The following is a 23,195-nucleotide window of genomic DNA, read 5'->3' on the forward strand; positions in this document are numbered from 1 at the left end:
TTTAGCCTAGTGGGTTATGAAACGCACCCGCGCCTTGGCCACCCTGCGCCGCTCCTGGCGGCTGCTGCGCTCCTTCCGCTTCGAGCAGACAGCACCCGCGATCTTTTATGGCGGTCTGGCTGAGGACACCGCCGCGCTTGTCGACGCCCTCTCCCGCGATCATTCTTTGTCCCTCACCGGCGCGCGCGTGCTCGACGTCGGGGGCGGGCCCGGCTATTTCGCTTCCGCCTTTGCCCAGCGCGGTGCCAGTTATGTGGGGCTGGAGCCGGACGTGGGTGAAATGGCCGCCGCCGGCATCTCAGTGGCCCAAGCAGTGCGCGGCGATGGCACGTGCCTGCCTTTTGCGGATAACACTTTCGACATCACGTATTCCTCCAACGTGGCCGAGCACATCCCGAACCCGTGGGATATGGGCGAGGAGATGCTGCGCGTGACCAAGCCCGGCGGTCTGGTGATCTTGAGCTACACGGTGTGGCTGGGACCTTTCGGCGGGCACGAGACCGGCCTGTGGGAGCACTACGTGGGCGGCGAGTTCGCCCGCGACCGCTATATCCGCCGCCACGGCCACCCGCCGAAGAACGTCTTCGGCACCTCGCTCTTTGCGCTTTCCGCACGCGAAGGTCTGGACTGGGCGCGCGGCGTGACGTCGCAAGGCTCGCAGCTCCTCGCAGCCTTTCCGCGCTACCACCCTGCCTGGGCCTGGTGGGTGACCAAGGTGCCGGTGCTTCGCGAGTTCCTCACCTCCAACCTGGTCCTCGTCCTACGCGCTTAATCCCCCGTAAAACGCCGAATGCTCCCCCGCAGGGGAGCATTCTTTAGATGCGAAGACTAGCTGGCAGACTCAACGCGCTGCTTGAGCGCGGAGAACTGGTCCCACACCTCAGACGGAACGCGGGAGCCCAGGAAGGTCAGGTACTCCTTGTTGTCTTCCATGTCGCCAGCCCAATCGGCCGGGTTCACGGCAAGTGCCTCACGGACGTCTTCGATGTCGAAGTCCAGGCCGGTGAGGTCGATATCCTCCGGGCGGGCGGTGTGGCCCACGACGGTCTCAACAGCGTCGACGTTGCCCTCGATGCGGTCCACAATCCACTTGAGAACGCGGGAGTTCTCGCCGAAGCCCGGCCACAGGAAGCGGCGGTCCTCACCGCGGCGGAACCAGTTCACCAGGAAGATGGCCGGCATGCGGTCGCCGCCCTTTTCACCCATATCGATCCAGTGCTGCAGGTAGTCACCGGCGTTGTAGCCCATGAAGGGCAGCATGGCCATCGGGTCGTGGCGCAGGGCGCCGACCTTGCCCTCAGCGGCAGCGGTCTGGCCAGAGGAGAGCAGGGCGCCGATCATGGTGCCGTGGTTCCAGTCGAAGGCCTGGGTCACCAGCGGAACGGTATCTGCGCGGCGGCCGCCGAAGAGGATGGCGTCAATCTTGACGCCCTTCCAGTCATCAAACTCCGGAGCGGCAGACGGGCACTGCGTGATCGGCACGCAGTAGCGGGAGTTCGGGTGCGCCGCCTTGGTGGTGGAAGCCGGGGTCCAATCGTTGCCGTGCCAATCGATGAGGTGCTCCGGGGCCTCGCCCATTTCCTCCCACCAGACATCGCCGTCGTCGGTCAGCGCGACGTTGGTGAACAGGGTGTTGCCCGGCTCCATCGTCTTCATGGCAATCGGGTTGGAGTCGTAGTTGGTGCCCGGCGCCACACCGAAGAAGCCGTTCTCCGGGTTGACGGCGTATAGGCCGTCCTCGCGCAGCTTCATCCAGGCGATGTCATCGCCCACGACCTCAGCCTTCCAGCCCGGGATGGTCGGGGTGATCATGGCCAGGTTGGTCTTACCGCAGGCAGACGGGAAGGCGGCCGCGATGTGGTACTTCTTGCCCTCCGGGTTGGTGAGCTTGAGGATGAGCATGTGCTCTGCCATCCAGCCCTCTTCCTTTGCCATGACGGAAGCGATACGCAGCGCGTAGCACTTCTTGGCCAGGATGGCGTTTCCGCCGTAGCCGGAACCGTAGGACCAAATCTCCTTGGTTGCCGGGAACTGCGTGATGTACTTCTTGTCATTGCACGGCCACGCGACATCCTCTTGGCCCGGCTCCAGCGGAGCACCAACGGAATGTAGGGCGTGGACAAAATCGCCGTTCTCACCAATCTTATCCAGAGCCTGCTGACCCATGCGGGTCATGATGCGCATGGAGAGCACAACATAAGCGGAATCAGTAAGCTGCACGCCGAGCTTGGGGTCCGGGTCGCTGATGGGGCCCATGCAGAAAGGCACCACGTACATGGTGCGGCCCTTCATGGAACCGCGGAAGGCCTCGGTCATCTCTTCCTTCATGGCCGCCGGCGGGGCCCAGTTATTGGTCGGGCCTGCGTCCTCTTCAGTCTCAGTGCAGATGAAGGTGCGGGACTCCACGCGCGCGACATCCGACGGGTTCGAGCGCGCCAGGTAGGAGTTCGGGCGCTTCTCCTCGTTGAGCTTAATCAGGGTGCCCTTCTCCACGAGCTCAGCGGCGAGACGGTCAGCCTCCTCCTGGGAGCCATCTACGAAGACGACCTCTTCCGGCTGGAAGAGCTCGACGCTCTCACTGATCCACGAAATAAGCTTCTCGTTCTTCGTGGGCAGTTCACCTACAAGGCCCTTAATAGTTGCGGTCATCTCACATTCTCCTGTGGTCGGTGTGGCCAGGGTGCTTTATATCGCCGAAGGTTTCCCCTATCGACGTTTCACCAACCAGAGTACGGATACTGGTGATAACAGAACGTGTAATGCCCGCCACCCCGGTTATATCCACCCAGCTCATGCCGACTATGTCGAGGACAGCGAAGTGTGAAATATGGCACCCACCGCCCCCAATCGCCCCCATACGGGGGCTCTGTTTCTAAGCATTACTCATCCAGTACGCCCGTCCTATTACCCCCGCGGAGCCCTGATCTGTCTCCGCCTAGGCACCCTCCACCCTCCACGGCGCGGCACGTTGCCCCTCACCCCTGCTTAAGGGAACAATGTCAACTGATGAATAGTGCAGACTCCTCCCAGAATCCCGCCGCGCAGATGCCTCATGGCCGCGGCCTCCAGACGGATTTCAACGCCGAGTTCAACAATGATTTGGACTACCCACGCCTCGGCAACGTGACCTTCCGTCGCGGCACCCTCACCGACAACCAGAACGCCCTCTTCGAGGAGCACTGGCCTCAGTTGGGACGCCTGCTTGCCGACGAACCCCTCGACATCCCCGCCTGGTTCAACCGCGAGGGCGCCAGGACCATCGTGGAAATCGGCTCCGGCACCGGAACCTCCACTGCTGCGATGGCCCCGTTGGAAAAGGACACCAACATTGTTGCCGTCGAGCTTTACAAGCCAGGCCTAGCCAAGCTGCTGGGCTCCATTGTCCGCAACGATATTGAGAACATCCGCATGGTCCGCGGCGATGGCATCGAAGTTCTCATGCGTATGTTTGCGCCCGAGTCCCTCGACGGCATCCGTATCTTCTTCCCGGACCCGTGGCCCAAGGCCCGCCACCACAAGCGCCGCATTATCCAGTCCGGCACCCTTAACTTGTTTGCCTCCCGTCTGAAACCCGGCGGCGTGCTCCACGTGGCCACCGACCACGCCGGCTACGCCGAGTGGATCGACGAGCTCGTAGAGGTCGAGCCCTCCCTCGATTACAAGGGCTGGCCCTGGCCGGAATGCCCCATCCTGACGGACCGCCAGGTCATCACCAAGTTTGAGGGCAAGGGCCTGGATAAGGAACACGTCATCACCGAGTACCTCTGGGAGAAGAAGTAATGGCCGGCACCTACCTTCTGGTGTGGGATGCGCCCAACATGGATATGGGGCTCGGCGCCATCCTCGGCGGGCGCCCCACCGCCGCCTACCGCCCACGTTTTGATGCCATCGGCCGCTGGCTGGTAGAGCTGGCCTTTGACAACGACGCCACCCCCGAAGCCGCCGTCTTCACCAACGTCACTCCCGGCGGCGCCGACGTCATCCGCCCCTGGGTCGAGGCTATCCGCAACGTCGGCTTCGCCGTCTTCGCCAAGCCAAAGCTTCACGACGACGATGATGTCGACCCCGACATGGTCGAATACATCAAGGCCAACCGCGAGAACCTCTCCGGCGTCATCGTGGCCTCTGCTGACGGCCAGAACTTCCAGCACCTGCTGGAGCAGCTCACGGCTTCCGGTCTGCCCACCTGTGTGCTCGGCTTCCACGAGCACGCCTCCTGGGCGCTGACCCACCCCGACATCGAATTCGTCGACCTCGAAGACATCGACGGCGTCTTCCGCGAACCGCTGCCCCGCGTTAACCTGGACAACCTGCCTCCAGGCGGCGCCTGGCTGCAGCCTTTCCGCCCGCTGTCCGCGCTGCTTCCGGACCGCGCGCCCGAGCACAGTTAGGAGCCGCATGTTTTATTCCTGGGGCCGTTTTTCCTATGCCCACCGCAAGGTCATCCCGCTCATCATCGTGGGTCTCATCCTTGGCCTCTTCTTCGGCTTCGGCACCCGCCTCGAGGAGCGCATGAGTCAGGAGGGCTGGGAGGACCCGGGGGCGGCGTCGACAAGCGCGGCACAGATCGAGCTGGAGACCTTCGGCCGCGATAATTCCGGCGACGTCATCCTGCTTTTCGACGATCCCGATGCCCACGCCACCGAGGCCAAGGCCTTTCTGGATGACCTCAAGGCTCAGCATCCGGAACAGATTGACTCTGTCACCAGCTACTTTGATAAGCGCAACCCGAACCTCATCACGCAGGACCACTCCACGGCCTTCGCCGCCATCGGGCTCAAAGGTGACGGCGAGCAGACCCTCAAGGACTTCCGCACCATTGAGGATTCCCTGCACTCCAGTGGGCTGCCCGTGCAGGTCGCGGGTGCCACCGCCGTGGCCGACGCGCTGGATGAGGGCATGGCCAAGGACATCTCCCGCGCGGAGAAGGCCGCCCTGCCGCTCGTCGGCCTGCTGCTCCTCGTGGTCTTCGGCTCCGTCGTGGCGGCGTTCATGCCGCTCGTCGTGGGCGGGCTGTCCATCCTGGGCTCACTAGGCATTCTTTCCATCCTGGCTGGCTTCCAGCAGGTCAACGTGTTCGCGCAGGCCGTCGTCACGCTGCTGGGACTGGGCCTGGCCATCGACTATGGCCTGTTCATGGTCTCCCGCTTCCGTGAGGAGCTGGACAAGGGACGCGATACCAAGGAGGCCGTGGCGATCACCACCGCTACTGCCGGCCAAACCGTGGTCTTCTCCGCCGCCATGGTGGCCGTATCCCTCTCCGGGCTTTTCCTCTTCCCGCAGGCCTTCCTCAAATCCGTGGCCTACGGCTCCATCTCCGCCGTCGGCCTGGCCGCTCTGCTGTCGGTGACGGTGCTGCCATCGCTATTTGGCATGCTGGGCCCCAACATCGATAAGTGGACCGTGCGCAAGACCTCGCGGCGCGGGCGCCGCATCGAGGACACGTGGTGGTACCGGATGCCGCGCTGGGCCATGGGCCGCGCGGGTGTGATGACCACCGCCATCTGCGCGCTGCTCATCGCGCTGACCTTGCCGGTGCTGGGCGTGAAATTCGGCGGCATCAATGAGACCTACCTGCCGCCCAACCAGGACGCGCGCGTAGCGCAGGACCAGTTCAACGAGCAATTTCCCTCCTTCCGCACCGAGCCGGTCAAGCTCGTGGTGAAGAACGCGACCAATGAGCAGCTTGTCGACGTCGTCATGCAAGCCCGCTCCATCCAGGGCCTTACCGAGCCGATGGGCCCGAAGACCGCGACCGTCGACGGCACCACGGTCCTCGGCGCCGGCATCCAGGACCGCGAGGACTACGGGCGCATCGTCCACGAACTCGAGAACATCGAGGCACCGGAGGGCGTGGAGCTGTATGTCGGCGGCACCCCGGCCATGGAGGTCGAATCCCTCGACGCGCTCTTTGAGACCCTCCCTTGGATGGCCCTCTACGTGGTGCTGGCCACCTTCCTCCTCATGGCGCTGGTCTTCGGCTCCTTCATCCTGCCGCTGAAGGCCATCATCATGACGCTGCTCTCGCTGGGTGCCACGCTGGGCATCTTGACGCTCATGTTCGTCGATGGCCTCGGCTCCGGCCTGCTCAACTTCACCGCCGGCCCGCTCATGAGCCCGATTCTGGTACTCATCATCGCCATCGTCTTTGGCCTGTCCACGGACTATGAGGTCTTCCTGGTCTCGCGCATGGTGGAGGCCCGCCGCCGGGGCGCTTCCACGGACGATGCCATCGCGGCGGGCACCGCGCACACCGGTGGCATCATCACGGCGGCCGCGCTCATCATGATCGTGGTCGCAGGTGCCTTCGGTTTCTCCGACATCGTGATGATGAAGTACATCGCCTTCGGCATGATTTTTGCACTGCTTATCGACGCCACCATCGTCCGCATGCTGCTCGTCCCCGCCGTCATGCACCTGCTGCGCGAGGACAACTGGTGGGCCCCGCGCTTCCTCACCCGCCTGACCCATCGCCTCGGCGGCGACAACACTCCAGCTGCCGAGCCGGACCTAGCCACCGCATCCGCTGCCGCGCCAACGCCCACCGCCCCAGCGCTGAACAACGAAGAGGCCGCACCGGCTAAACAGGCTGTGCCCTCCACCACCGTAACTACCGAGCGGGACGAGCCGCGTTCTTCGGCTGGATCCACCGGGCAGGCAGAGAAACCGGTTGCTCCCATTACTCCCACAGCACCTGTCGAAAAGCCGGGCTCGCGGGGCGAGGTAGAGGCGGCGTCGGCAAGCAGGGCAAGCGAAGCCGCCGTACGCGGGGACCGCAGCGCCGACACTGACGCGGAGCTCATCCCCTTCTCCGAGCTGGTCAAGCGCCTTAAGTCCACGGATGGTCGATGAAGAAGAACTGGCTGACCTGGATAATCTCCCTGCTGATTCTGGCCGCGCTAGCGTGGTTCTTCCGCGACCAGCTGGACTTCATCTCCGAGGGATTGCGCCGCCTGCGCCACGCTGAACCTTTCCCCGTGGTGCTGGTGGTGTTCTTCGCACTGCTCTCCATCGCGGGCATGGCGGAGGTGATGAAGCGGCTCATCGGCGCGGGCGGCGTCAAGGTGCCGCTGCGCGAGACCTACGCCATCACGCTGGCCTCCAATGCGTGGTCCACGACTCTGCCGGCGGGCCCCGCCTTTTCGGCTTTGCTCACCTTCCAGGTGCAGCGCCGCTGGGGTGCGTCGGTGGCGCTGTGCAGCTACTTCCTGTTTTTGTCCTCGATCATTAGCTCGATGTTCCTCGCGCTCATTGGCCTGGGCGGGGTGTTTTTCCTCAACGCAGATATGGCTTTGGGTTCGCTGATCACGACCATCGCCCTCATGCTCGCGGCACTCGGCGGCATCTTCTGGCTGACCTCGCACCCGGTGACCCTTGAGCGCTGGCTGCGCAAGCTGCGGCCCGGCCCGAAGCGGGACCGCGCGATCCAAGAAGTCCGCAACCTGGGCGAGGTCCACCTTTCGCGCGGCCCCTTTGCTGTAGTTGCTGGTGCGTCGCTGGTGCACCGCCTGGCCGATATGGCCGCGCTATGGGCTTCCGTGTGGGCGGTAACCGGGGAGATCCCGTGGCTGCGCGCCGGTGCTGACGACACCACACTAGCCGGTGTGGCCCTGGCCTTCCTGGCTGCGAAGCTGGCTGGGTCCGCGCAGGTCACCCCGGGTGGTGTGGGCACGGTGGAGGCCGCGCTCATCACCCCTCTGGTGGCGACAGGCCTGACCGTGGTGCACGCCACCTCCGCGGCCATCATCTACCGGCTTATTTCCTTTGCGCTCATCACTATCATTGGATGGGTCATCTACTTCGCCCACTACGCCCGCGATGGCTTTTCTTACGCGGCGTTGAACCGGAAGGAATCCTAAATGCGCGTTGCCCCGCTTATCGACGTCCTCGCTCTCGTACTCTTCGCCATCCTCGCCCGCCTGGCGCATGGTGGCCTAAGTTTTAGCTCCTGGGTTGATGCCTTCTGGCCGTGGACCGTGGGCGCGCTCGTCGGCTGGGTCATCATCATGGCCACGAAGCTAAGCGGCCTGTGGAAGGAGGGCGCCGTCGTGTGGCTGAGCGCCGTCATCGGCGGCATGGCTTTGTGGATGCTGGTCAACGGGCGCCTGCCGCACTGGTCCTTCCTCATCGTGGCCACCGTGATGTCCGCGCTATTCTTCTTTGGCTGGCGAGCCATCGCGGCCTTTGCGTCCCGCTCCCGCGCCTAAGGTTTGTGCTTCAACTGCCAATTCGCCCTACACGACTCCGGGGACCTGCTTTCATTTTGAGCATCCGCTGGAGTCCAACGCGTCACGACTACTTTCCGGTCGAAGTGGCGCATTCACGCCTTGCGGTTGGGCGTTTGAACTGGGTGTTTAGCGCTCCGGTTGCGGGGCACTTCAGGCCGGTTTAGGGTGTGAGCCATGAAGTTGGGGGACTTACTCGGGGCACTCGCTCGCGGCATGCACGTCGTGTCCTTGTGCGCAGGCCACACGCGCGAGGAGATGCTCGCGCTGGGGGCGACGCCACGCATGGCGCGGCAGCTCGAAGGACTTCACCGCGTTTATTTTGGCCAGACTGCTTTCACTGCCAAGCAGCGCCGTGCGCGGGAGACGGACCATGCGCTGGATACGCTGCTGCAGATTGAGCGTCATGTGGCACGCGTCAAAAACTCACGCCAAGCTTGGGATCTGCGAGTGGAATTGTGCTCGACCCCCGAGGGCGAGATTGCGCGCGTGGCGAAGCTAAGACTCTCGGAACTTAAACCCGAGCCTAGCCCCGGCGTCCGCGTGCGACGCAGTGCGGGAGGCATGCACAAACTCATCATCACGGACCGTCCGCGCGCGATTGCCAATCTGGTGGGCACGCTTAAGGCCACCTCCGACGACCTGCTGAAGGCCGTCCACGAAGTCTTTTCCGGCGGCGGCGCACCAAAGCCAGCCTTGCATGCGCACGTGATTGTGCGACTAGAACAGCTGGACAAGATTGTGCGCGGTGAGGGCGACGATATTATTCTGCAAGCAACTGACGGCGGCACCATGACCGGCGCTGAATTTCTCCACACGCAGTTTGCCGCTCGGGGCTTTGTCTCGCTCTTCCACCCGGTCGAGGGGCCGGTGAATCTGTATTACGGGAGCCGTTTTGCCAACGATAAACAGCGGCTTTTGCTCGGTGCAGAGCATCCGACGTGCGCCTGGCTCGGCTGCACACGACCAGCCGCGGAGTGCCAGATGCACCATATAAGGCGCTGGCAGGATGGCGGACCGACCAACCTCGACAACCTCGTGCCGCTATGTAAATATCACAACGCCATCAATGACGATGACCCCGCCCGACCCACATATCGCGGGCGCATCGACCGAGTTGAGGGCCGCATGGCATGGCTGCCTCCCGACGGCGCTCCACCAATCCCCATCCCCAGCCCGGTCTGGGATTAAAAAGCCCCTCCACAAGGAGGGGCTAGAAGCGCTGGCTTACTTCGAGCTCAGGGCGCCAACGTTCACGCCTGCCTGGTTGAGCAGCATGATGACGAGATTGATGATGTCGCCACCGAGGTCAAGGGCGCTAGAAAGCATTGGGGTTCTCCTTTGATTGAATTCCTAGACTTTATGCCTATCGTACGAAACGGTCCCAAACGTTACGCCCCGTGCCTGGGGCGCGCGGCGGAGGCTTAGGTCGCCCAGTGAGCATGCATCCCGAGAGCAGCTAACAGGAGGCAGTTAACCCCCAGGACGCTAGAGCGGGGAGATGGTGTGCTTCTTGGGCAGGTCCTTCTCTTGCTTATCGGCAAGCTGGCGCAGCGCGCGGCGCAGGGCTAGACGCGACTCGGAGGGCTTAATCATGCCATCGAGGTATCCGCGCTCCGCGGCGACATAGGGCGCGGTCATGGTCTCGTCGTAGAAGTCCATGAACATCTTCTTCGTCATCGCGCGTTGCTCTGGGGTCTCGGCGGCCTCGAGCTGCTTGCCCGCAATCATGACCACGGCGGCGGCCGAGCCCATCACGGCGATCTGGGCCGTCGGCCACGCCAGGTTGATATCACCGGTCAGGTTCTTCGAGCCCATCACGGCATACGCGCCGCCATAAGCCTTGCGCACGATGAGCGAGACCTTCGGCACGGTGGCCTCCACCACGGCAAACGCAAACTTCGCGCCGCGGTGAATCAAGCCCGCCTTCTCCTGGTCCACGCCCGGCAGGTAACCCGGCGTATCCACCACAAAGACCAGCGGGATGTTGTAGGCATCGCAAATACGGATAAAGCGCGCGCCCTTATCGGCGGCATCCGCATCGATACAACCCGCTGAATGCATCGGGTTATTGGCCACAAAACCCACGGCCTTGCCATCAATGCGACCAAAGGCAGTGATGACGTTGGGGGCGTAGTTTTCCTGAATTTCGATGAGATCGTCATCGTCGCCAAGCTGCGTGAGCAGGTCCATCATGTCGTAGCCGGCGTTCGTATCATCCGGCATGAAGGAATCCAGCTCGGTGTCCTGGGCTACCTCCTCATCAGAAGGCGCATCGAAGACCGGGGATTCGTCGAAGCAGGTCAGAGGCAAATGATCCAGCAGGTCGCGGACCAAGTCAAAGGCCTCATCCTCCGAGGGCACCACGACAGACACGTTGCCGTTGAGCTCCTGCTGGCGCGCGGAGCCCAAGTCGTGGGAGGAAATTTCCTCGCCCGTGACCTCCTTGATCACGTTCGGGCCCGTCACGTACATCTCCGCCTCACCATCGACGGCGATGATGAAGTCCGTGGTCACCGGCGCATACACCGCACCGCCAGCGGACTTACCCATCATGATGGAAATCTGCGGGCTACGGCCACTAAGCGGCAGCTGGCGGCGGGCAATCTCGGAGTACATGGCCAGAGACGTCACCGCGTCCTGGATGCGCGCACCACCGGAATCCTGGATACCGATAACCGGGCAGCCAATCTTGATGGCCAAATCCATGATGTCGGTGACCTTCTTACCAAAGGTCACGCCCACGGAACCGCCATACACGGTCTTATCGTGCGCGTAGATACACACCGGGCGGCCATTGATGCGGCCGTGGCCGGTCACCACGCCATCGGAGTAAATCGCATCCGGGTCGCCGGGCGTCTTGCCCAGGGCGCCGGTTTCGACGAAGGAGCCTTCGTCGAGAAGCGCGGCGATGCGTTGGCGCGGAGTCGAGCGCCCAGCCTCGTCGCGGCGCGCCCGGGAGCGTTCACTGCCGGGATCCTGGGCGCGTTCGAGGCGCTCGCGTAGGTCCGCTAGCTTGTCAGCGGTGCTAGTCACTTCCGAATCTTCTCCTCGATCCATTCCTCCATGTGCTTGCCCACGATACCGATTGCGGGCTCGTCGGGAACCGCCAGGTGGTCGCCCGGCAGCTGCACAATCTCCAGATCCTTCACGATAACGCCCCAGCCACCGTCCGGGTTAATCTCCGCATAGGCAGGCTCGAGCTCGATGGCGCCGTCATGCATGCGCTCGGAGCGGAAGAGGATGGCGGGCGCGCTTACCGACGCCCACCGTCCCATATCCAGCGAGCCCAGAATCTGGTTATCCACGAAGGATGCGCGCTGGTGCTCTAGCACGCCGGCGGACAGGCCGTGCTCAGAGGCATCGGTGGAGCTGAGGAATTCCGCGAGCATGGCCATGAGTGCATCCTCGCCCACGGTCTCCAGCATCTCGTAGGGCGGCTCGAAGTCGAGGCCATAGGTCTTCTTGGCGAAGGCGGCGTAGCGCCCCCAGCGGGCCTTGGTTTCCTCCAGTGTCTTCGGCGCTGGGTTAGCCGGCTGGGTGGTATCCAGCAGAGCGATAAAGGCAACCTCAGCAGTATCCTCGCCGCGAGCTTGACGCTCCTGCAGCTGGTAGGCCACCTCGTAGGCTAGCGCTCCGCCGAAGGACCAGCCGCCGAGCACGACCTTGCGCCCGCGCGCGTAGTGCAGGATGTCCTCGATATAGGCGGCGGCGCGATCTTCCAGGCTGCCCTCGAGGCGCTCCACGCCGTAGACGGCGATATCGGCAGGCAGACGGCGGGTCAGCGGCTGGTAGACCACGGTGGTGCCGCCGGCCGGGTGGAACATGAAGACGGCCGGGCCATCGGCCTCGCGCAGCACGCGGATATTGCCTTCGACCTCGGTCTCCAGGCCCTCGCGGACCAGGTCTGCCAAATTCTCCAGGGCTTCGGCTTCCTGGACCTGCTGTGCGGTGACCTCGATGCCGGCGCGCTCGGTGAGGCGCTCGGCAATCTTTGCGGCGACCTCATCGCTGACCTGCGGCAGCGCAGAGGTCACGCCGGCCGCGGCCTTGCCCGTGAAGGTGGCCCAGGTACCGAAGACCATACGCTCGGAGGCATCGCGCGGTGCGACGCCGACGCCTTCGCGGTTCTCGTCCATGCCGCCGCTTTCGCCGTTCGGCTTATCTGCGCCTCCCTTCGCGCTCACGGTGGTGTCGTTCGCGCCGGTGTGGTCGGCCTCGGTGAGCGCGAAAGGTGCGTCAGTGCTCGCGGTTCCAGCTTCAGCGGCCACGTCGGCCGGTGCCTGTGCGGCAGAACCGGGCTGCTCGGACACGGCCTCTTCAACCATGGTGATGACGTCGGCGAGGGAGGCGTCGCGAAGCGCCTGCACCTGCAGCGGCGGAATCTGGAAGTCATTCTCCACACGGTTCTTAATGCGCATACCCATGAGCGAATCCAGGCCCAGGTCAATAAGCGGCAGCTCACGCGGGAGATCGGAGACGTCGTAGCCCATGGACTCCGACACGATGAGTGCCAAGCGCTCCTCCACGCTCTCCGTCGCCGGGTCCCAGCGCACGGCATCGGCGCCCACGTCGGGGTCCGCGAACTGCGGCGCGGTCACAGCCTGCGGCAGGCTCGGCTCCGGGGCCGCAGCGGGTTCGGCAAGGTTGAGAGTCGAGGCAAAGCCCTCCGCGACAAGCTTGGTGCTTGCTCCGTCCACGTAGTGCACCGCCAGCGACAGCCCGCCCAGCGTGCGGCGGACAATCGTGGTGACCTCGCCCTTCGCGGGCAGGTCGAGGTGCTCCTCGCTCGCCGCGATGTGAGCGCCCGGGGTCACGGCCTCGGCTGCAGCCTCCAGGATGGCCAGCGCGCTCGGCGCCTGGTCGGCGTTCGTGGAGAACGCTACCGCGCCCTCCGGCAAGCTCACGCGCGCACCCGGCAGACCGGACACACCAGAAGACGGACGAGCATTGGTCCAAAAACGTTGGCGGCGGAAGTGGGTATGGGGGGCGTCGACAAGCGCGCCGGAGCCAAAGACCTTAGTGTAATCCACCGGCGTTCCAGCAACGTAGAGCTTGCCCAGCAGGTCCAGAAGTGACTCGGTGGGCTCCACCTTGCGCTTCAGGCTGTAGAGCAGCTGCGCATCCGCCTTGCCCGCGGCAAAAGCGGTGGACATCAGGCCCATCAGCGCAATCGGGTTCGGGGAAATCTCCACGATCTGCATGTGGCCGGCCGCGAACGCCGCTTCCGCCGCCTCCTGCAGGTAGACGGGCTTGCGGGTCATGCGGATCCAGTAGTCCTCATCGTGCAGCACCGCACCGGGGCGGTAGACCTTGCCGCGGTCCACGGAGGAGAAGAGCGTCGTGTGCAGCGGGCGGGTCTCGATGCCAGCGATTTCCGCATAGAGCTCACCCAGGAGCGGGTCAACGGCGGAGGTGTGGCCAGCACCCTTGACATTGAGCGCGCGGGCGAACTTGCCCTCGCCCTCGAGGCGCTCCACCAGCGCGAGGACCTCCTCACGCGGGCCGCCCACGGTGGTCATGCCCGGGCCGGTGTACACGGCAGGCTCGATGGAACCCGGCAGGGCGTCAATCTCCTCGGCGGAAAGCTCGACGACGGCCATGGCACCCTGCTGGTCCTCCGGCAGCGAAGCCTCGCCCTCGCCCATGAGGCGCGCGCGGTGGCAGGCGATGAGCATGGCGTCGGCCGCCGTGATTCCGCCCGCAGCGTAGGCCGCGCCGATTTCACCCATGGACATGCCGATAACGCCGGCCGGGCGCACGCCGAAGGTGGCGAGCAGGTCCGTCAGCGCGATCTGGATGGCGGTGATGGCTACCTGCGCGGTTTCGGTGTTGTAGGTCTGGGCGTCGTCGTGCACCAGCTCCAGGATGGACCAGCCGGATTCGCGCTGGACGATGGCGTCAAGCTCCTCCAAGCGCTCCTTGAACAGCGGCGAGATCTCGATCATGTCCTTGGCCATCTTGCGGTGCTGGGAGCCGAAACCGGAGTACATGAAGACTGGTCCGTGCACCGTCGGGGAATCCGCCGCGGCGATCCCGACGGAGACGGTCCCCTCGGAGACCTGACGCAGGCGCTTGACAGCTTCCTCGCTTGACGACGCCGTTACTACCGCACGCGAACGCCCATGGTTGCGGCGCGCGAGGGTGCGGGCCAGGGAGAGCAGGTTCGGGTTCTCCGCTTCGATGTAGTCCGCCAGGTGAGCCGCTGCCGCGGCGCGGCGGGATGGCAGCAAACCGGAGACCGGCAGGGCTACTGGCTGGCCCTCGCCGATGGCGACCTGCGGGGTGTCCTGGTGGGTCAGCCCGCGGTAATCCGTAAGAACGACGTGTGCATTGGTGCCGCCGAAACCAAAGCCGGAAACACCGGCGATTTTCTGGCCGGAGTATTCAGGCCACTCGCGTGGATCCTCGACCACTTCGAGGTGCTCTGAGTCAAAATCGATATAGCGGTTGGGGCCCACGTAGTTGATGTTTGGTGGGATGACGCCGTGGCGCATGCCTTCGATGACCTTGATGAGGCCCACGACGCCAGCGGCGGACTCGGAGTGGCCGATGTTGGTCTTGGCGGAGCCCAGCAGGGTCGGGTTGGCGGCCTGGCGGCCCGGGCCCAACACGCGGCCGAGCGCGGTGGCTTCAATGGGGTCACCGAGAATGGTGCCGGTGCCGTGGGCCTCGACGTAGTCCACGTCCTGCGGGCGGATGCCGGCGTCGGCGTAGGCGCGCTCGAGGACGTCGACCTGCGCGTCTGGGTTGGGGGCGGTCAGGCCGTTGGAGTGGCCGTCAGAGTTGACCGCGGAGCCCTTGATGACGGCGTGGATGGTGTCGCCGTCGCGCTCGGCGTCCTCCAAGCGCTTGAGCACGAGCACGCCCGCCGCATCCGCGCGGACGATGCCATCGGCATCATCGGAAAAGGCGTGGATGGCGCTGGTGGGCGAGGTGACACCCAGCTCACTAAAGCCGATGGAGGCGTGCGGCGAGGCCAGGATGTTCACGCCGCCGGCGAGGGCCGTATCGGCCGCACCCACGCGCAGATCCTTCACCGCCTGGTTGACCGCGACGAGGGAAGCCGAGCACGCGGTATCCACGTTGAGGGAAGGGCCGCGCAGGTCGAAGGCGTAGGAAAGGCGGTTAGCCACGATCGCTGAGGACGTACCCGTCATGGCATAAGGGTGCATCTCCGCCGGGTCGGCGGTAATCAGCATGCCGTAGTCATTGTTGGTGGAGCCCATGTAGACACCGGTGGCGGTGCCGCGCAGCTGGTTGGCGGGCACCCCGGCATCCTCGAGAGCTTCCCACGCCACCTCTAGGAGAATGCGCTGCTGCGGGTCCATGTTGGCTGCCTCCAGCGGGGAGAGGCCAAAGAACTCGGCGTCGAAGGAGGCGATGTCCTCGATGTAGCCGCCGTCGGTGTTTTGCTGCTCCATCTTCTCGCTGGTAATTGGGTCGGAGGAGTACTCCGACCAGCGCCCGACGGGCAACGGGCCGGTGCCCGCGCGGCCCTCGACGAGCATGGTCCAGAACTCGTCGACGTTCTTGGCTCCCGGGAAACGGCCGGCATAGCCGATGACGGCGATATCCCCGCCCGCGAGGGAAGCAGAACGCGGCGAAGCCTCACGCGGCGCGCTTTCTGCCGAGGTGCCGGCCGCGCCGTTGACAAGGCGCTCGGCCAGCTGCGCAATGGTGGGGTACTCGTAGGCCACGGTGGGCTCGAGCTTAATCCCGAGGAGGTTTTCTAACTCGCCGGAGAGGACGACTGCGTCACGCGAGGACAGCCCGAAATTCTCCAACGGTTTGGTGTCCGTGATTTCCTCAGCTGATAGGCCGGTGGTCTGCGCAACCCAGGTGCGCAGCCAGCCACGAAGCTCTTCAACGGTCATAAATCTCTAGCTTTCTTACGCGGACTAAAACTAACTAAATGTGCGGTCGATTTTGCGCAGCACAAAAGCGCGCACATCGATGCGTATATAGGGGTTATCGGACAATTATCCCACTTTGTTAACTTGGGTTTCATAACCGACATACCCACAGGCAGCGACAACCCCCGCTCCGCGGTTGCGCGGAAACGGGGGTTGAAAAGGCGTGGTTTCGGAAGGGCTAGGAAGCGAGGTAGCTCTTCTTCGCCACGCGGCGGGCAATCTTGCCCGAGGAGGTGCGCTTGATCTCATTAGCGTTGAACCACTGGATGACGGCCGGCGTCACGCCGTGGTGCGCGGAGACTGCGGAGCGGATGGCTTCGGACGCGGCGGCGTCATCGGCTGGGTTGGCGCCGTCGGCGCGCTCAATGAGCAGCACGAGTTCCTCGGTGCTACCACCCTCCACGGAGAAGGCCGCGATGGAATCCGCACGCACGTGGCCCGAGGCCTCCTGCACGGTGCCTTCGATGTCCTGCGGGTAGTGGTTGCGACCAGCCACCACGATGAGGTCCTTGAGGCGGCCAGTGATGTAGAGCTGGTTATCCACGATTGCCGCCAGGTCACCGGTGGCCAACCAGTTGTTATCCTCCGGCGCGTTCGGCACGCGGGAGCCCTCTTTCAGGCGCTCCCCCAGCGTGTTGTGGAAGGTCGAGGTGGTTTCCTCCGCGCGGTCCAGGTAACCGGCCGCGCGGTTATCACCGTGGAGCCAGATTTCGCCCACTCGGCCATCCGGCAACTCGGCCTTGGTCTCTGGGTCCACGATGGTCAGGTGCTGAGCCACGACGCTCTGACCACAGGAGGCATAAGCCACGGAGTCCGCGGACTTCTCCACGATGACCGCCTCGCCGTCGGCCAAACGCTCGCGGTCGAAGTGGGAAATAATCGGGCGCTCCAATGTCTGCGGGGTGGTCACAATCAGCGAAGCCTCCGCCATGCCATAGGAGGGGCGCAGGGCATCGCGGCGCAAGCCGTACTCTTCCTTGCCGAAGGTCTCCCAGAAGGAATTCACCGCGGACTCCGTGACCGGCTCCGAGCCGATCACGATGCCATCGACATTGCTGAAGTCCAGCGTCTCACCTTCCGCCGGGGCGCCGTAGCGCGCGGCGAGCTCGAGGGCGAAGTTGGGAACCACGGCATAGGTTCCCTGCAGCTGCTCATCGATGGGCTGGCGCTTGAGCTGGTCAATCCAGCGCTTGGGCTGCTGCACGAAGTCACGCGGCGTCATGATTTCCAGGTTGAGGCCCAAGATAGTCACGAAGGTTGCCAGGATGATGCCCATATCGTGGTGCATCGGCAGCCAGGACACCACGCGCGCCGGCAGCTTGATCTGCACCGCGGTGAAGATCTGCAACACATTGGTCATGATGTTGCGATTGGTCAGCAGCACACCCGCTGGGGTGCGGGTGGAGCCGGAGGTGTACTGCAGGAAGGCCGGGTGGTCCACCGGCGCGGTCTGCAGCGCGGCCAGGGCCGCCTTGCCCTCCTCGGTCTCCAGCGGGTTCACCCAGCTCTGCGCCAGGGAATCCGGCAGGGAGTCGATGGAGATGATGCGCGGGCGCTCAGCCGCCGGGCGGTCCGAGAAGTATGCGCGGTTCGCCGCGGCCGAGATGTTATTAGTCAGCACGATCGACGGATTCGCGTCACCAAAGACCGCCCGCAGGTGGTCGGTGTGGCCGGGCTCGTTCGGATCATAGAGCGGAAGCGGCGTCATACCCGCGTACATCGCGCCCAAGAAACCGAAAATGTACTCGGGAGAGTTGCCCGCCAGGATCGCCACACGATCCCCCATCTTGCCTACCTGCTGCAGGCGTGCTGCTACCGCCTTGATGCGGGTATTGACCTGGGAGCGGGTGATATCGCGCGGGGTGCCCTCCGGGTTATCGGTATAGACCCACTGGCGCATGACCGGGCGATCCGGGATTCCCGCCTGCTGCTCCGAGGCATAGACGTGTTCGGCGAGCCCCGCCAACGTGAGGTGAGGCGGCAGGGCAATGTTGCCCTTCTCGTCGAAGAACTGGCCGATCAAGGCTTTCAGGTCCATGTGGGAAAGCTCCTTCGTAGGGTTGAGAGGGGCACGCACCCCTACTTCACGTACTTTTGACATTGAAAATATCAGAAGAGATGTGCCGAGCGTTACATGGCACGCGGTGGAGGTGGGGTGCGGGGGCGTCGCCAAGCACTACTGCGCGTCGATGGTGTCCTTCGCCCACTGCGTGACCCACTGATTGGCCGTGGTGCCTTCGATGACGTCCGGATTGTAGGCATACAGTGCATGAACACCGTTGGCGTCGATGAGATCACGCGCGCGTTCGAGCCCGTTGCTGACATCCAGCGGGGCATCACAAATCGAGTCATTCGGCGCACAGATTTGGAAGGTGCGGTCCGCCAGCGCCCCGAAGCCATTGGCGCGCTCACCGCGCATCGTGGCACCCGGGACGATACCCTGAATCAACGTCGAGACCGGCTGCAGGGCAATCTCCGCGCCCACACCGCCGACGTGCGCGCCCGGGTTAATGCCCACGCCATCCTGACGCCGCCCATCCGCAATGAGAGCTACGCCCGCCACGCTTTCTGCGGGCACGGGACCGTTACCGCCGCCAATCCGGTCCGCCACATCACCCGCGATGACCGCTCCCTGCGAAAACCCGCTCAGGATGAATTTCGTGTTCGGGCAGGTCTCGTGCATGTAGGTCAACTCGCCCTCTAGGCGCGAGGTGCCCTCATTGCGGGAATCGTCGTAGCTCATCTCGTGCTGCGCGTTGATGTTCTTAAACTGCGCGGTGTACGGCAGCGTCCACACCTTGACGTCCTCGGGGACGTAGGCCTCCTTCAGAGGATTCGTAATCGACAGCATGAAGGAGTTCGGGTTCGCGCCTGGGTTAATGGGATCATCGTCCGCAGCGGATTCCCACGTTCCCGGAGCGGAGATAAACTCCACGCGCGGGCACCAGTCCGGTTGCTCGGGGCTCGCGCCCCCCTCCTCCTGGGAGGGGGCGGGCTCCGCCAGGTTCCCTTGCTCTCCTTCCTCATTGGTATTGAGAAAGTGGACCGCTCCCCCGCCAATCACGGCTAGGAGAACAACGACAGCAAGGACGGTGAGTGTTTTACGCATGAAGAAATTTCTACCTTGACAAGGCGCGGGATTGGCTGGAAAATCCCTGCCACATTACTGAGCGCAGAGCTTGTTGCCCTGCTCGGTGATGAGCTGGACGACGTCCTCGTGGCTGAGTTCCGTGCGGCCCTGCTCGATGAGCTGCCCGGCCACAGCCGGCACGGTGACGGCATCGCCCTGGCAGGAAGCCTGCGCAGCACCCACCAGTTGGTCTTCTACGCCGTCGATGTTCACACCTTTCCCAGCCACTGCAGCCAGGAAGTCCTGGTCCGGGCCTTGCGCGGGCACGGGCGTTGGGATTTCGGAGATCTCGCGCGCACCACGGTCTTCCGGCTCCTCGCCTGGCGTTCGCTCGGCCGAGGCGGATGCAGAGCTTTCGGATGCCTTGCTTGCCGACGATTCACCACTCGCCACCGAGGAGCGCTCCAGCGGAGCCACGGAGGTTTCGGTGGCATCACCCTCGTCGACGGTGGCGGAACCGCAAGCGCTCAGCAAGGTGCCGGCCGCAAGCAGCACCGCCGCACCAGCTGCTGCGGTGGGTCGGGCAGAAAAAAGACGCATGACAGTCCCTACTTCTTATCCGCCTGGACCTGGCCCATGACCTCACGGATGACGCCGTGCTGGAAGGACTGAGTCAGTCCGCCTGCCGGAATGGAGGCGTAGTCCTTGGTGGGCCAGCCAAACTCACCCTGCTCCCAGCCGTGCTTGCCCCACTCATCAAAAATCTTGCCTTTGAGGATGTAGTGCGCGCCGGAATCCATGGACCAGTAGATGTTGCCGTGTTCGAATTCCTGGAAGAAGCCGCCGTTGACGGCCGTCTCCTCGCCCACCGGGTAGCCCAGCTCGGACTCGGCAGCCTTCAGCTCCTTGTATTTCGCGCCGATGGCACCGTGCACGATGTGGGTGGAGCCATCTGGGTTGCGGGTCAGCACGCCGTTCTCGAAGTCCTGGACCTCGCCCTCGCCAACCTTGCGCGGCTCGGACACCGGGTACTTGAGGTCGCCGCCCTCGAAGCCGTTCTTGCCCCAGGGATCGAAGAGGTCCTTCGAGATGGGCCAAGCGCCGGTCTCCGGGGTCCAGTAGATGGAACCGTGCTCGAAGTGGACGTAGCGGCCGCGGCCGTCCGGGGTCTTTTCCTCGCCGGTCTTCGGGAAGCCCAGCCAAGAGGTCGGGCCACCGAGCTCGGAGTAGCGCGCACCAATGCGGCCAATGACGGCGTGGGCACCGGTCTCCGGGGACCAGTAAGCGGTACCGGCCTGGAAGTCCTGGGCCTTGCCGCGATCGGCAACGTCATACTCGTTGTTCACGCAGTCACCGATAATGCCGGACTTGGTGGCCTCTGCAATAGCGCCGATCGGGGTGCAGTCAGCGCCGCGGTCACTCTTGTCCAGGCCGAGGGAATCAGCGATGTAAGGCCAGGCCTCGGTCATCTCGAACTGCCAGTACTCCCAGCTGTGAACGCCGGTCGGGCGGAACTTCACGACCGGCTCGACACCGGCGCGCTTGGCGTAGTCAACGAAGGTCTGGGTGGACATGCGCGAGATTGCCTCTAGACCCACGCCGGCCATGTTGGCCTTGCCCTTGGCCACCGAACCGAGCTGGCCGTAGTCATCCTTGCCGTTGCCAGCGGAGACGTAGACCTTCATATCCTTGAGGTTCTCGATCCCCAGCTTCGGATCGTGGTCGATCCAGTCTTGGGAGTAGAGGGCACCCCACATGTTGGTGGAGGTGAATCCGCCAGCGTCAGCCTGGGCAGCGGTAATGGCCTCCGGCATGCCGGTGGTGGTGGTGTCGAGGTAACCAGAGAAGGAGCCGACGTACTTGAAGGCCCAAGGGTTACGCTCGGCCAGGTTCATGGCGGCGGTACCACCCATGGAGATACCGGTAACGGCGCGCTTGCCGTTGGAACGGTAGCCCTTCTCCAGAATCGGGATAAGCTCCCGCATCAGGAAGGTCTCCCACATGTAGTGCGTGCCGTTGTCCTCCTTCTGCCAGTCAGAGTAGAAGGAGGACTCACCGCCCACCGGCATGATGAGGTTGACGTTGCGGTCGGCGTACTGGGAGAGGATGTTGGTCTCGATAGTCCAGCCGGACTCGTCATCGCGGGCACGCAGGCCGTCCAGCGCCCAGACCTCCGGGAAGGTCTTATCCGGGCTGGAGTACCAGTCACGCGCGAGCTGGATCTGTACGACCTGCTCCTTGTCCGGCATGGCAGCGGACTTGATGTAGACCATGAGGTGGCGGTTGGTCAGGTACTCAACGCGGGAAACAGATACGCCCTCCGGCAGGCCCTCAATCTCCGGGTATTCGGTATCTACCGGGGTACGCTGCGGCGGATTAGAGGGAGCGAAGGAATCGGAAAGGTTGGAGCTGCCTAGGAGATCAGTAATGCCCTCGGTGGAGGAGCTGGACGACTGCGCGTTGGCGATTGGCAGCAGCGCAAAGCCCACTGCCACGGCGGTGGGCAGTGCGGCGATGGTCAGGCCCTTGCGGGCTGCGGACGGGGAACGCAGGCCGGACGCCTTGGCGGACCGGCGGGGCTGAGTTGACGCAGTGTTCGGCATTGAAGAGTCCTTGTAGGGGTAAATCGAGATGAGGGCACGCGGTGCCGCGAGCGGGCTCCGCAGGTTCCCCTCCTGCGGAACTCGCCGCCGCACGCGTGGTGAGCGGTCTAATGTGTTCTCAAGTTTAAGTTTAACTTGAGACTTTCGGTAGGGGGACACGCCCAGCAAACCAATGAAAAAGCCGCCGTGCTCTTAAGCACGGCGGCTAGACAGAAAGTACTTACCAGGCGTTCATAACGTTAAGCACCTGCGGCTTGGAGCGCTCGAGTTGGTAACCGAACTGCTCCCAGTTGTGCAGGCCCTGGGCCGGGTAATTCGTCTGCAAGCGAACACCCATGGCGCGAGCCTTCAACTCCCACAGGCGGGTGGTGCCGTTGGCAAAGCCCTCCAGCGCCACGCCGGCCGCGATGTGTTCCGGACGGTAGCGCTGCTGATCCAGCGGCCCCGGGATGCCGGAGGCGGCGGAGACGTAGACATCCGTTCCGTTCGCAGCCAGATCCGGGATCAGGTTGAAGGGGTCATTGCTGAAACGCTTCGGGTTGATGATGGACCCATACATGGCGTTGATGTTGAAACCGCCGGCGTCGAGAAGCGCCAGGCGCATGAAGGTCTGGGCACCCGGCAAGGTCGTGGTGAGGTAACCGGAGTAGGACAGCGCCTGACGGAACTGCTCCGGGTGCTTGCCCGCGAGGGTAATCGCAGCGGTAGCACCCATGGACAGGCCAGCGATGGAGTTATTGTTGCGGGCCACGCCGAAGTTGCCCTCAAGGTAGGCCGGAAGCTCCTGCGTCAGGAAGGTCTCCCACTGGTAGTTAACCGGCTTGACCAGATCGTAGGTAGCCGGACCGTTCCAGTCCGCGTAGAAGGAGCCAGCGCCACCCACCGGCATCACCAGGGTGATGTTGTGGTCTACATAACTGCGCGCAGCGTTGACGTCATTGACCCACGCGTTTGTGCGATCGGTGGCGCGCAAACCGTCGAGCAGGTAGAGACCCGCGTTTCCGCCGTTCTTAGCGGGCTGGATCTGCACTGGGATGTTGCGGCCCATGGCCTGGGACCACACGTCGCAGCGCTGTACCCAGTAACCGACGCGATCCCATTCGCAGGCGCCGGTGGCGTCGCCACGCAGCCAGTCACGGTGAGCGGCGGATGCTTCTTGCGTACCCGCGGTCACGACCAGGCCCAGAGCCACAGCGATGGCTGCCACCACTGAGAGGACCCGAGTCCGCAGGCCGGAGCTTAGTGAACTCATGTTTCTCCTTAACGTTTTTACTGCCACTAGTACATCGCCAACACGCCAGCGATAGTTACAGATCAATAACAGGAATCTTTCGTAGCGTAACGCACGCTGACAATTTTCGCCTACCCATGGGGGTGCTCC

The 23,195-nt window shown here is 63.9% G+C and carries 15 protein-coding genes; 7 read left to right on the forward strand and 8 right to left on the reverse strand.

All coding sequences use genetic code 11. From position 1 onward, the window contains the following. Positions 1 to 16 precede the first annotated feature (16 nt). A complete protein-coding gene (locus HMPREF2996_RS07225) occupies positions 17 to 772 on the forward strand; it encodes a class I SAM-dependent methyltransferase (protein ID WP_070443317.1) in 756 nt (251 codons plus the stop codon). 56 nt (positions 773 to 828) lie between these two features. Here the strand turns inward: HMPREF2996_RS07225 and HMPREF2996_RS07230 are convergent, their stop codons facing one another. Next, a complete protein-coding gene (locus HMPREF2996_RS07230; protein WP_070644504.1) occupies positions 829 to 2,649 on the reverse strand; it encodes a phosphoenolpyruvate carboxykinase (GTP) in 1,821 nt (606 codons plus the stop codon). Between the two features lie 357 nt (positions 2,650 to 3,006). Here HMPREF2996_RS07230 and trmB point away from each other — a divergent pair, with 357 nt between their 5' ends. The 6 genes from trmB to HMPREF2996_RS07265 all read left to right on the forward strand — a co-directional run bounded on the left by trmB (position 3,007) and on the right by HMPREF2996_RS07265 (position 9,416). Further along, complete coding sequence (trmB, locus tag HMPREF2996_RS07240) at positions 3,007 to 3,780, forward strand: tRNA (guanosine(46)-N7)-methyltransferase TrmB (protein ID WP_070730774.1); 774 nt, start codon at positions 3,007 to 3,009, stop codon at positions 3,778 to 3,780. Next, positions 3,780 to 4,391: an NYN domain-containing protein gene (locus tag HMPREF2996_RS07245; RefSeq protein ID WP_070711669.1), complete on the forward strand. Its 612-nt coding sequence runs from the start codon at positions 3,780 to 3,782 to the stop codon at positions 4,389 to 4,391. The genes trmB and HMPREF2996_RS07245 overlap by 1 nt, the downstream gene beginning before the upstream one ends. A gap of 7 nt (positions 4,392 to 4,398) precedes the next feature. After that, a complete protein-coding gene (locus HMPREF2996_RS07250) occupies positions 4,399 to 6,852 on the forward strand; it encodes an MMPL family transporter (protein ID WP_070730776.1) in 2,454 nt (817 codons plus the stop codon). Beyond that, complete coding sequence (locus tag HMPREF2996_RS07255; protein WP_070730778.1) at positions 6,849 to 7,859, forward strand: lysylphosphatidylglycerol synthase transmembrane domain-containing protein; 1,011 nt, start codon at positions 6,849 to 6,851, stop codon at positions 7,857 to 7,859. Before HMPREF2996_RS07250 ends, HMPREF2996_RS07255 begins: the two co-directional genes overlap by 4 nt. After that, a complete protein-coding gene (locus HMPREF2996_RS07260; RefSeq protein WP_070443304.1) occupies positions 7,860 to 8,207 on the forward strand; it encodes a DUF3054 domain-containing protein in 348 nt (115 codons plus the stop codon). It begins immediately after the preceding gene. A 195-nt stretch (positions 8,208 to 8,402) separates the two neighbouring features. After that, positions 8,403 to 9,416: an HNH endonuclease signature motif containing protein gene (locus HMPREF2996_RS07265; RefSeq protein ID WP_070730780.1), complete on the forward strand. Its 1,014-nt coding sequence runs from the start codon at positions 8,403 to 8,405 to the stop codon at positions 9,414 to 9,416. Positions 9,417 to 9,713: 297 nt separating this feature from the next. Here the strand turns inward: HMPREF2996_RS07265 and HMPREF2996_RS07270 are convergent, their stop codons facing one another. The 7 genes from HMPREF2996_RS07270 to HMPREF2996_RS07300 form a co-directional block, all read right to left on the reverse strand. Continuing rightward, a complete protein-coding gene (locus tag HMPREF2996_RS07270) occupies positions 9,714 to 11,261 on the reverse strand; it encodes an acyl-CoA carboxylase subunit beta (protein ID WP_284847604.1) in 1,548 nt (515 codons plus the stop codon). Beyond that, a complete protein-coding gene (locus HMPREF2996_RS07275; protein WP_070730781.1) occupies positions 11,258 to 16,102 on the reverse strand; it encodes a type I polyketide synthase in 4,845 nt (1,614 codons plus the stop codon). The genes HMPREF2996_RS07270 and HMPREF2996_RS07275 overlap by 4 nt, the downstream gene beginning before the upstream one ends. A gap of 217 nt (positions 16,103 to 16,319) precedes the next feature. After that, positions 16,320 to 18,179, reverse strand: coding sequence for a FadD32-like long-chain-fatty-acid--AMP ligase (locus tag HMPREF2996_RS07280; RefSeq protein WP_070730783.1), 1,860 nt, complete (start codon positions 18,177 to 18,179; stop codon positions 16,320 to 16,322). A 138-nt stretch (positions 18,180 to 18,317) separates the two neighbouring features. Next, entirely contained in the window at positions 18,318 to 19,250 is a 933-nt protein-coding gene (locus HMPREF2996_RS07285) for a cutinase family protein (protein ID WP_070730785.1), read from the reverse strand. A 54-nt stretch (positions 19,251 to 19,304) separates the two neighbouring features. Beyond that, the gene (locus HMPREF2996_RS07290; protein ID WP_070730787.1) at positions 19,305 to 19,811 is read right to left on the reverse strand and encodes a hypothetical protein; all 507 of its coding nucleotides are present in this window, start codon (positions 19,809 to 19,811) and stop codon (positions 19,305 to 19,307) included. A gap of 8 nt (positions 19,812 to 19,819) precedes the next feature. Beyond that, on the reverse strand, positions 19,820 to 21,733 hold the full coding sequence (locus HMPREF2996_RS07295; RefSeq protein WP_371441126.1) for an alpha/beta hydrolase-fold protein: 1,914 nt from the start codon (positions 21,731 to 21,733) through the stop codon (positions 19,820 to 19,822). Positions 21,734 to 22,034: 301 nt separating this feature from the next. Then, complete coding sequence (locus HMPREF2996_RS07300; RefSeq protein WP_070730790.1) at positions 22,035 to 23,066, reverse strand: alpha/beta hydrolase; 1,032 nt, start codon at positions 23,064 to 23,066, stop codon at positions 22,035 to 22,037. Positions 23,067 to 23,195 lie beyond the last annotated feature (129 nt).

The sequence above is a fragment of the Corynebacterium sp. HMSC066C02 genome (assembly GCF_001814945.1).
In the GTDB taxonomy this organism is placed as follows: Bacteria; Actinomycetota; Actinomycetes; order Mycobacteriales; family Mycobacteriaceae; genus Corynebacterium; species Corynebacterium aurimucosum.

Excerpts from the sequence above, each read along its gene's own strand:
- HMPREF2996_RS07290 (WP_070730787.1), bottom strand. The coding sequence starts at position 19,811 with ATGCGTCTTTTTTCTGCCCGACCCACCGCAGCAGCTGGTGCGGCGGTG.
- HMPREF2996_RS07300 (WP_070730790.1), bottom strand. The coding sequence starts at position 23,066 with ATGAGTTCACTAAGCTCCGGCCTGCGGACTCGGGTCCTCTCAGTGGTG.
- HMPREF2996_RS07225 (WP_070443317.1), top strand. The coding sequence starts at position 17 with ATGAAACGCACCCGCGCCTTGGCCACCCTGCGCCGCTCCTGGCGGCTG.
- HMPREF2996_RS07245 (WP_070711669.1), top strand. The coding sequence starts at position 3,780 with ATGGCCGGCACCTACCTTCTGGTGTGGGATGCGCCCAACATGGATATG.
- trmB (WP_070730774.1), top strand. The coding sequence starts at position 3,007 with ATGAATAGTGCAGACTCCTCCCAGAATCCCGCCGCGCAGATGCCTCAT.
- HMPREF2996_RS07275 (WP_070730781.1), bottom strand. The coding sequence starts at position 16,102 with ATGACCGTTGAAGAGCTTCGTGGCTGGCTGCGCACCTGGGTTGCGCAG.
- HMPREF2996_RS07250 (WP_070730776.1), top strand. The coding sequence starts at position 4,399 with ATGTTTTATTCCTGGGGCCGTTTTTCCTATGCCCACCGCAAGGTCATC.
- HMPREF2996_RS07255 (WP_070730778.1), top strand. The coding sequence starts at position 6,849 with ATGAAGAAGAACTGGCTGACCTGGATAATCTCCCTGCTGATTCTGGCC.
- HMPREF2996_RS07280 (WP_070730783.1), bottom strand. The coding sequence starts at position 18,179 with ATGGACCTGAAAGCCTTGATCGGCCAGTTCTTCGACGAGAAGGGCAAC.
- HMPREF2996_RS07265 (WP_070730780.1), top strand. The coding sequence starts at position 8,403 with ATGAAGTTGGGGGACTTACTCGGGGCACTCGCTCGCGGCATGCACGTC.
- HMPREF2996_RS07230 (WP_070644504.1), bottom strand. The coding sequence starts at position 2,649 with ATGACCGCAACTATTAAGGGCCTTGTAGGTGAACTGCCCACGAAGAAC.
- HMPREF2996_RS07260 (WP_070443304.1), top strand. The coding sequence starts at position 7,860 with ATGCGCGTTGCCCCGCTTATCGACGTCCTCGCTCTCGTACTCTTCGCC.
- HMPREF2996_RS07285 (WP_070730785.1), bottom strand. The coding sequence starts at position 19,250 with ATGCGTAAAACACTCACCGTCCTTGCTGTCGTTGTTCTCCTAGCCGTG.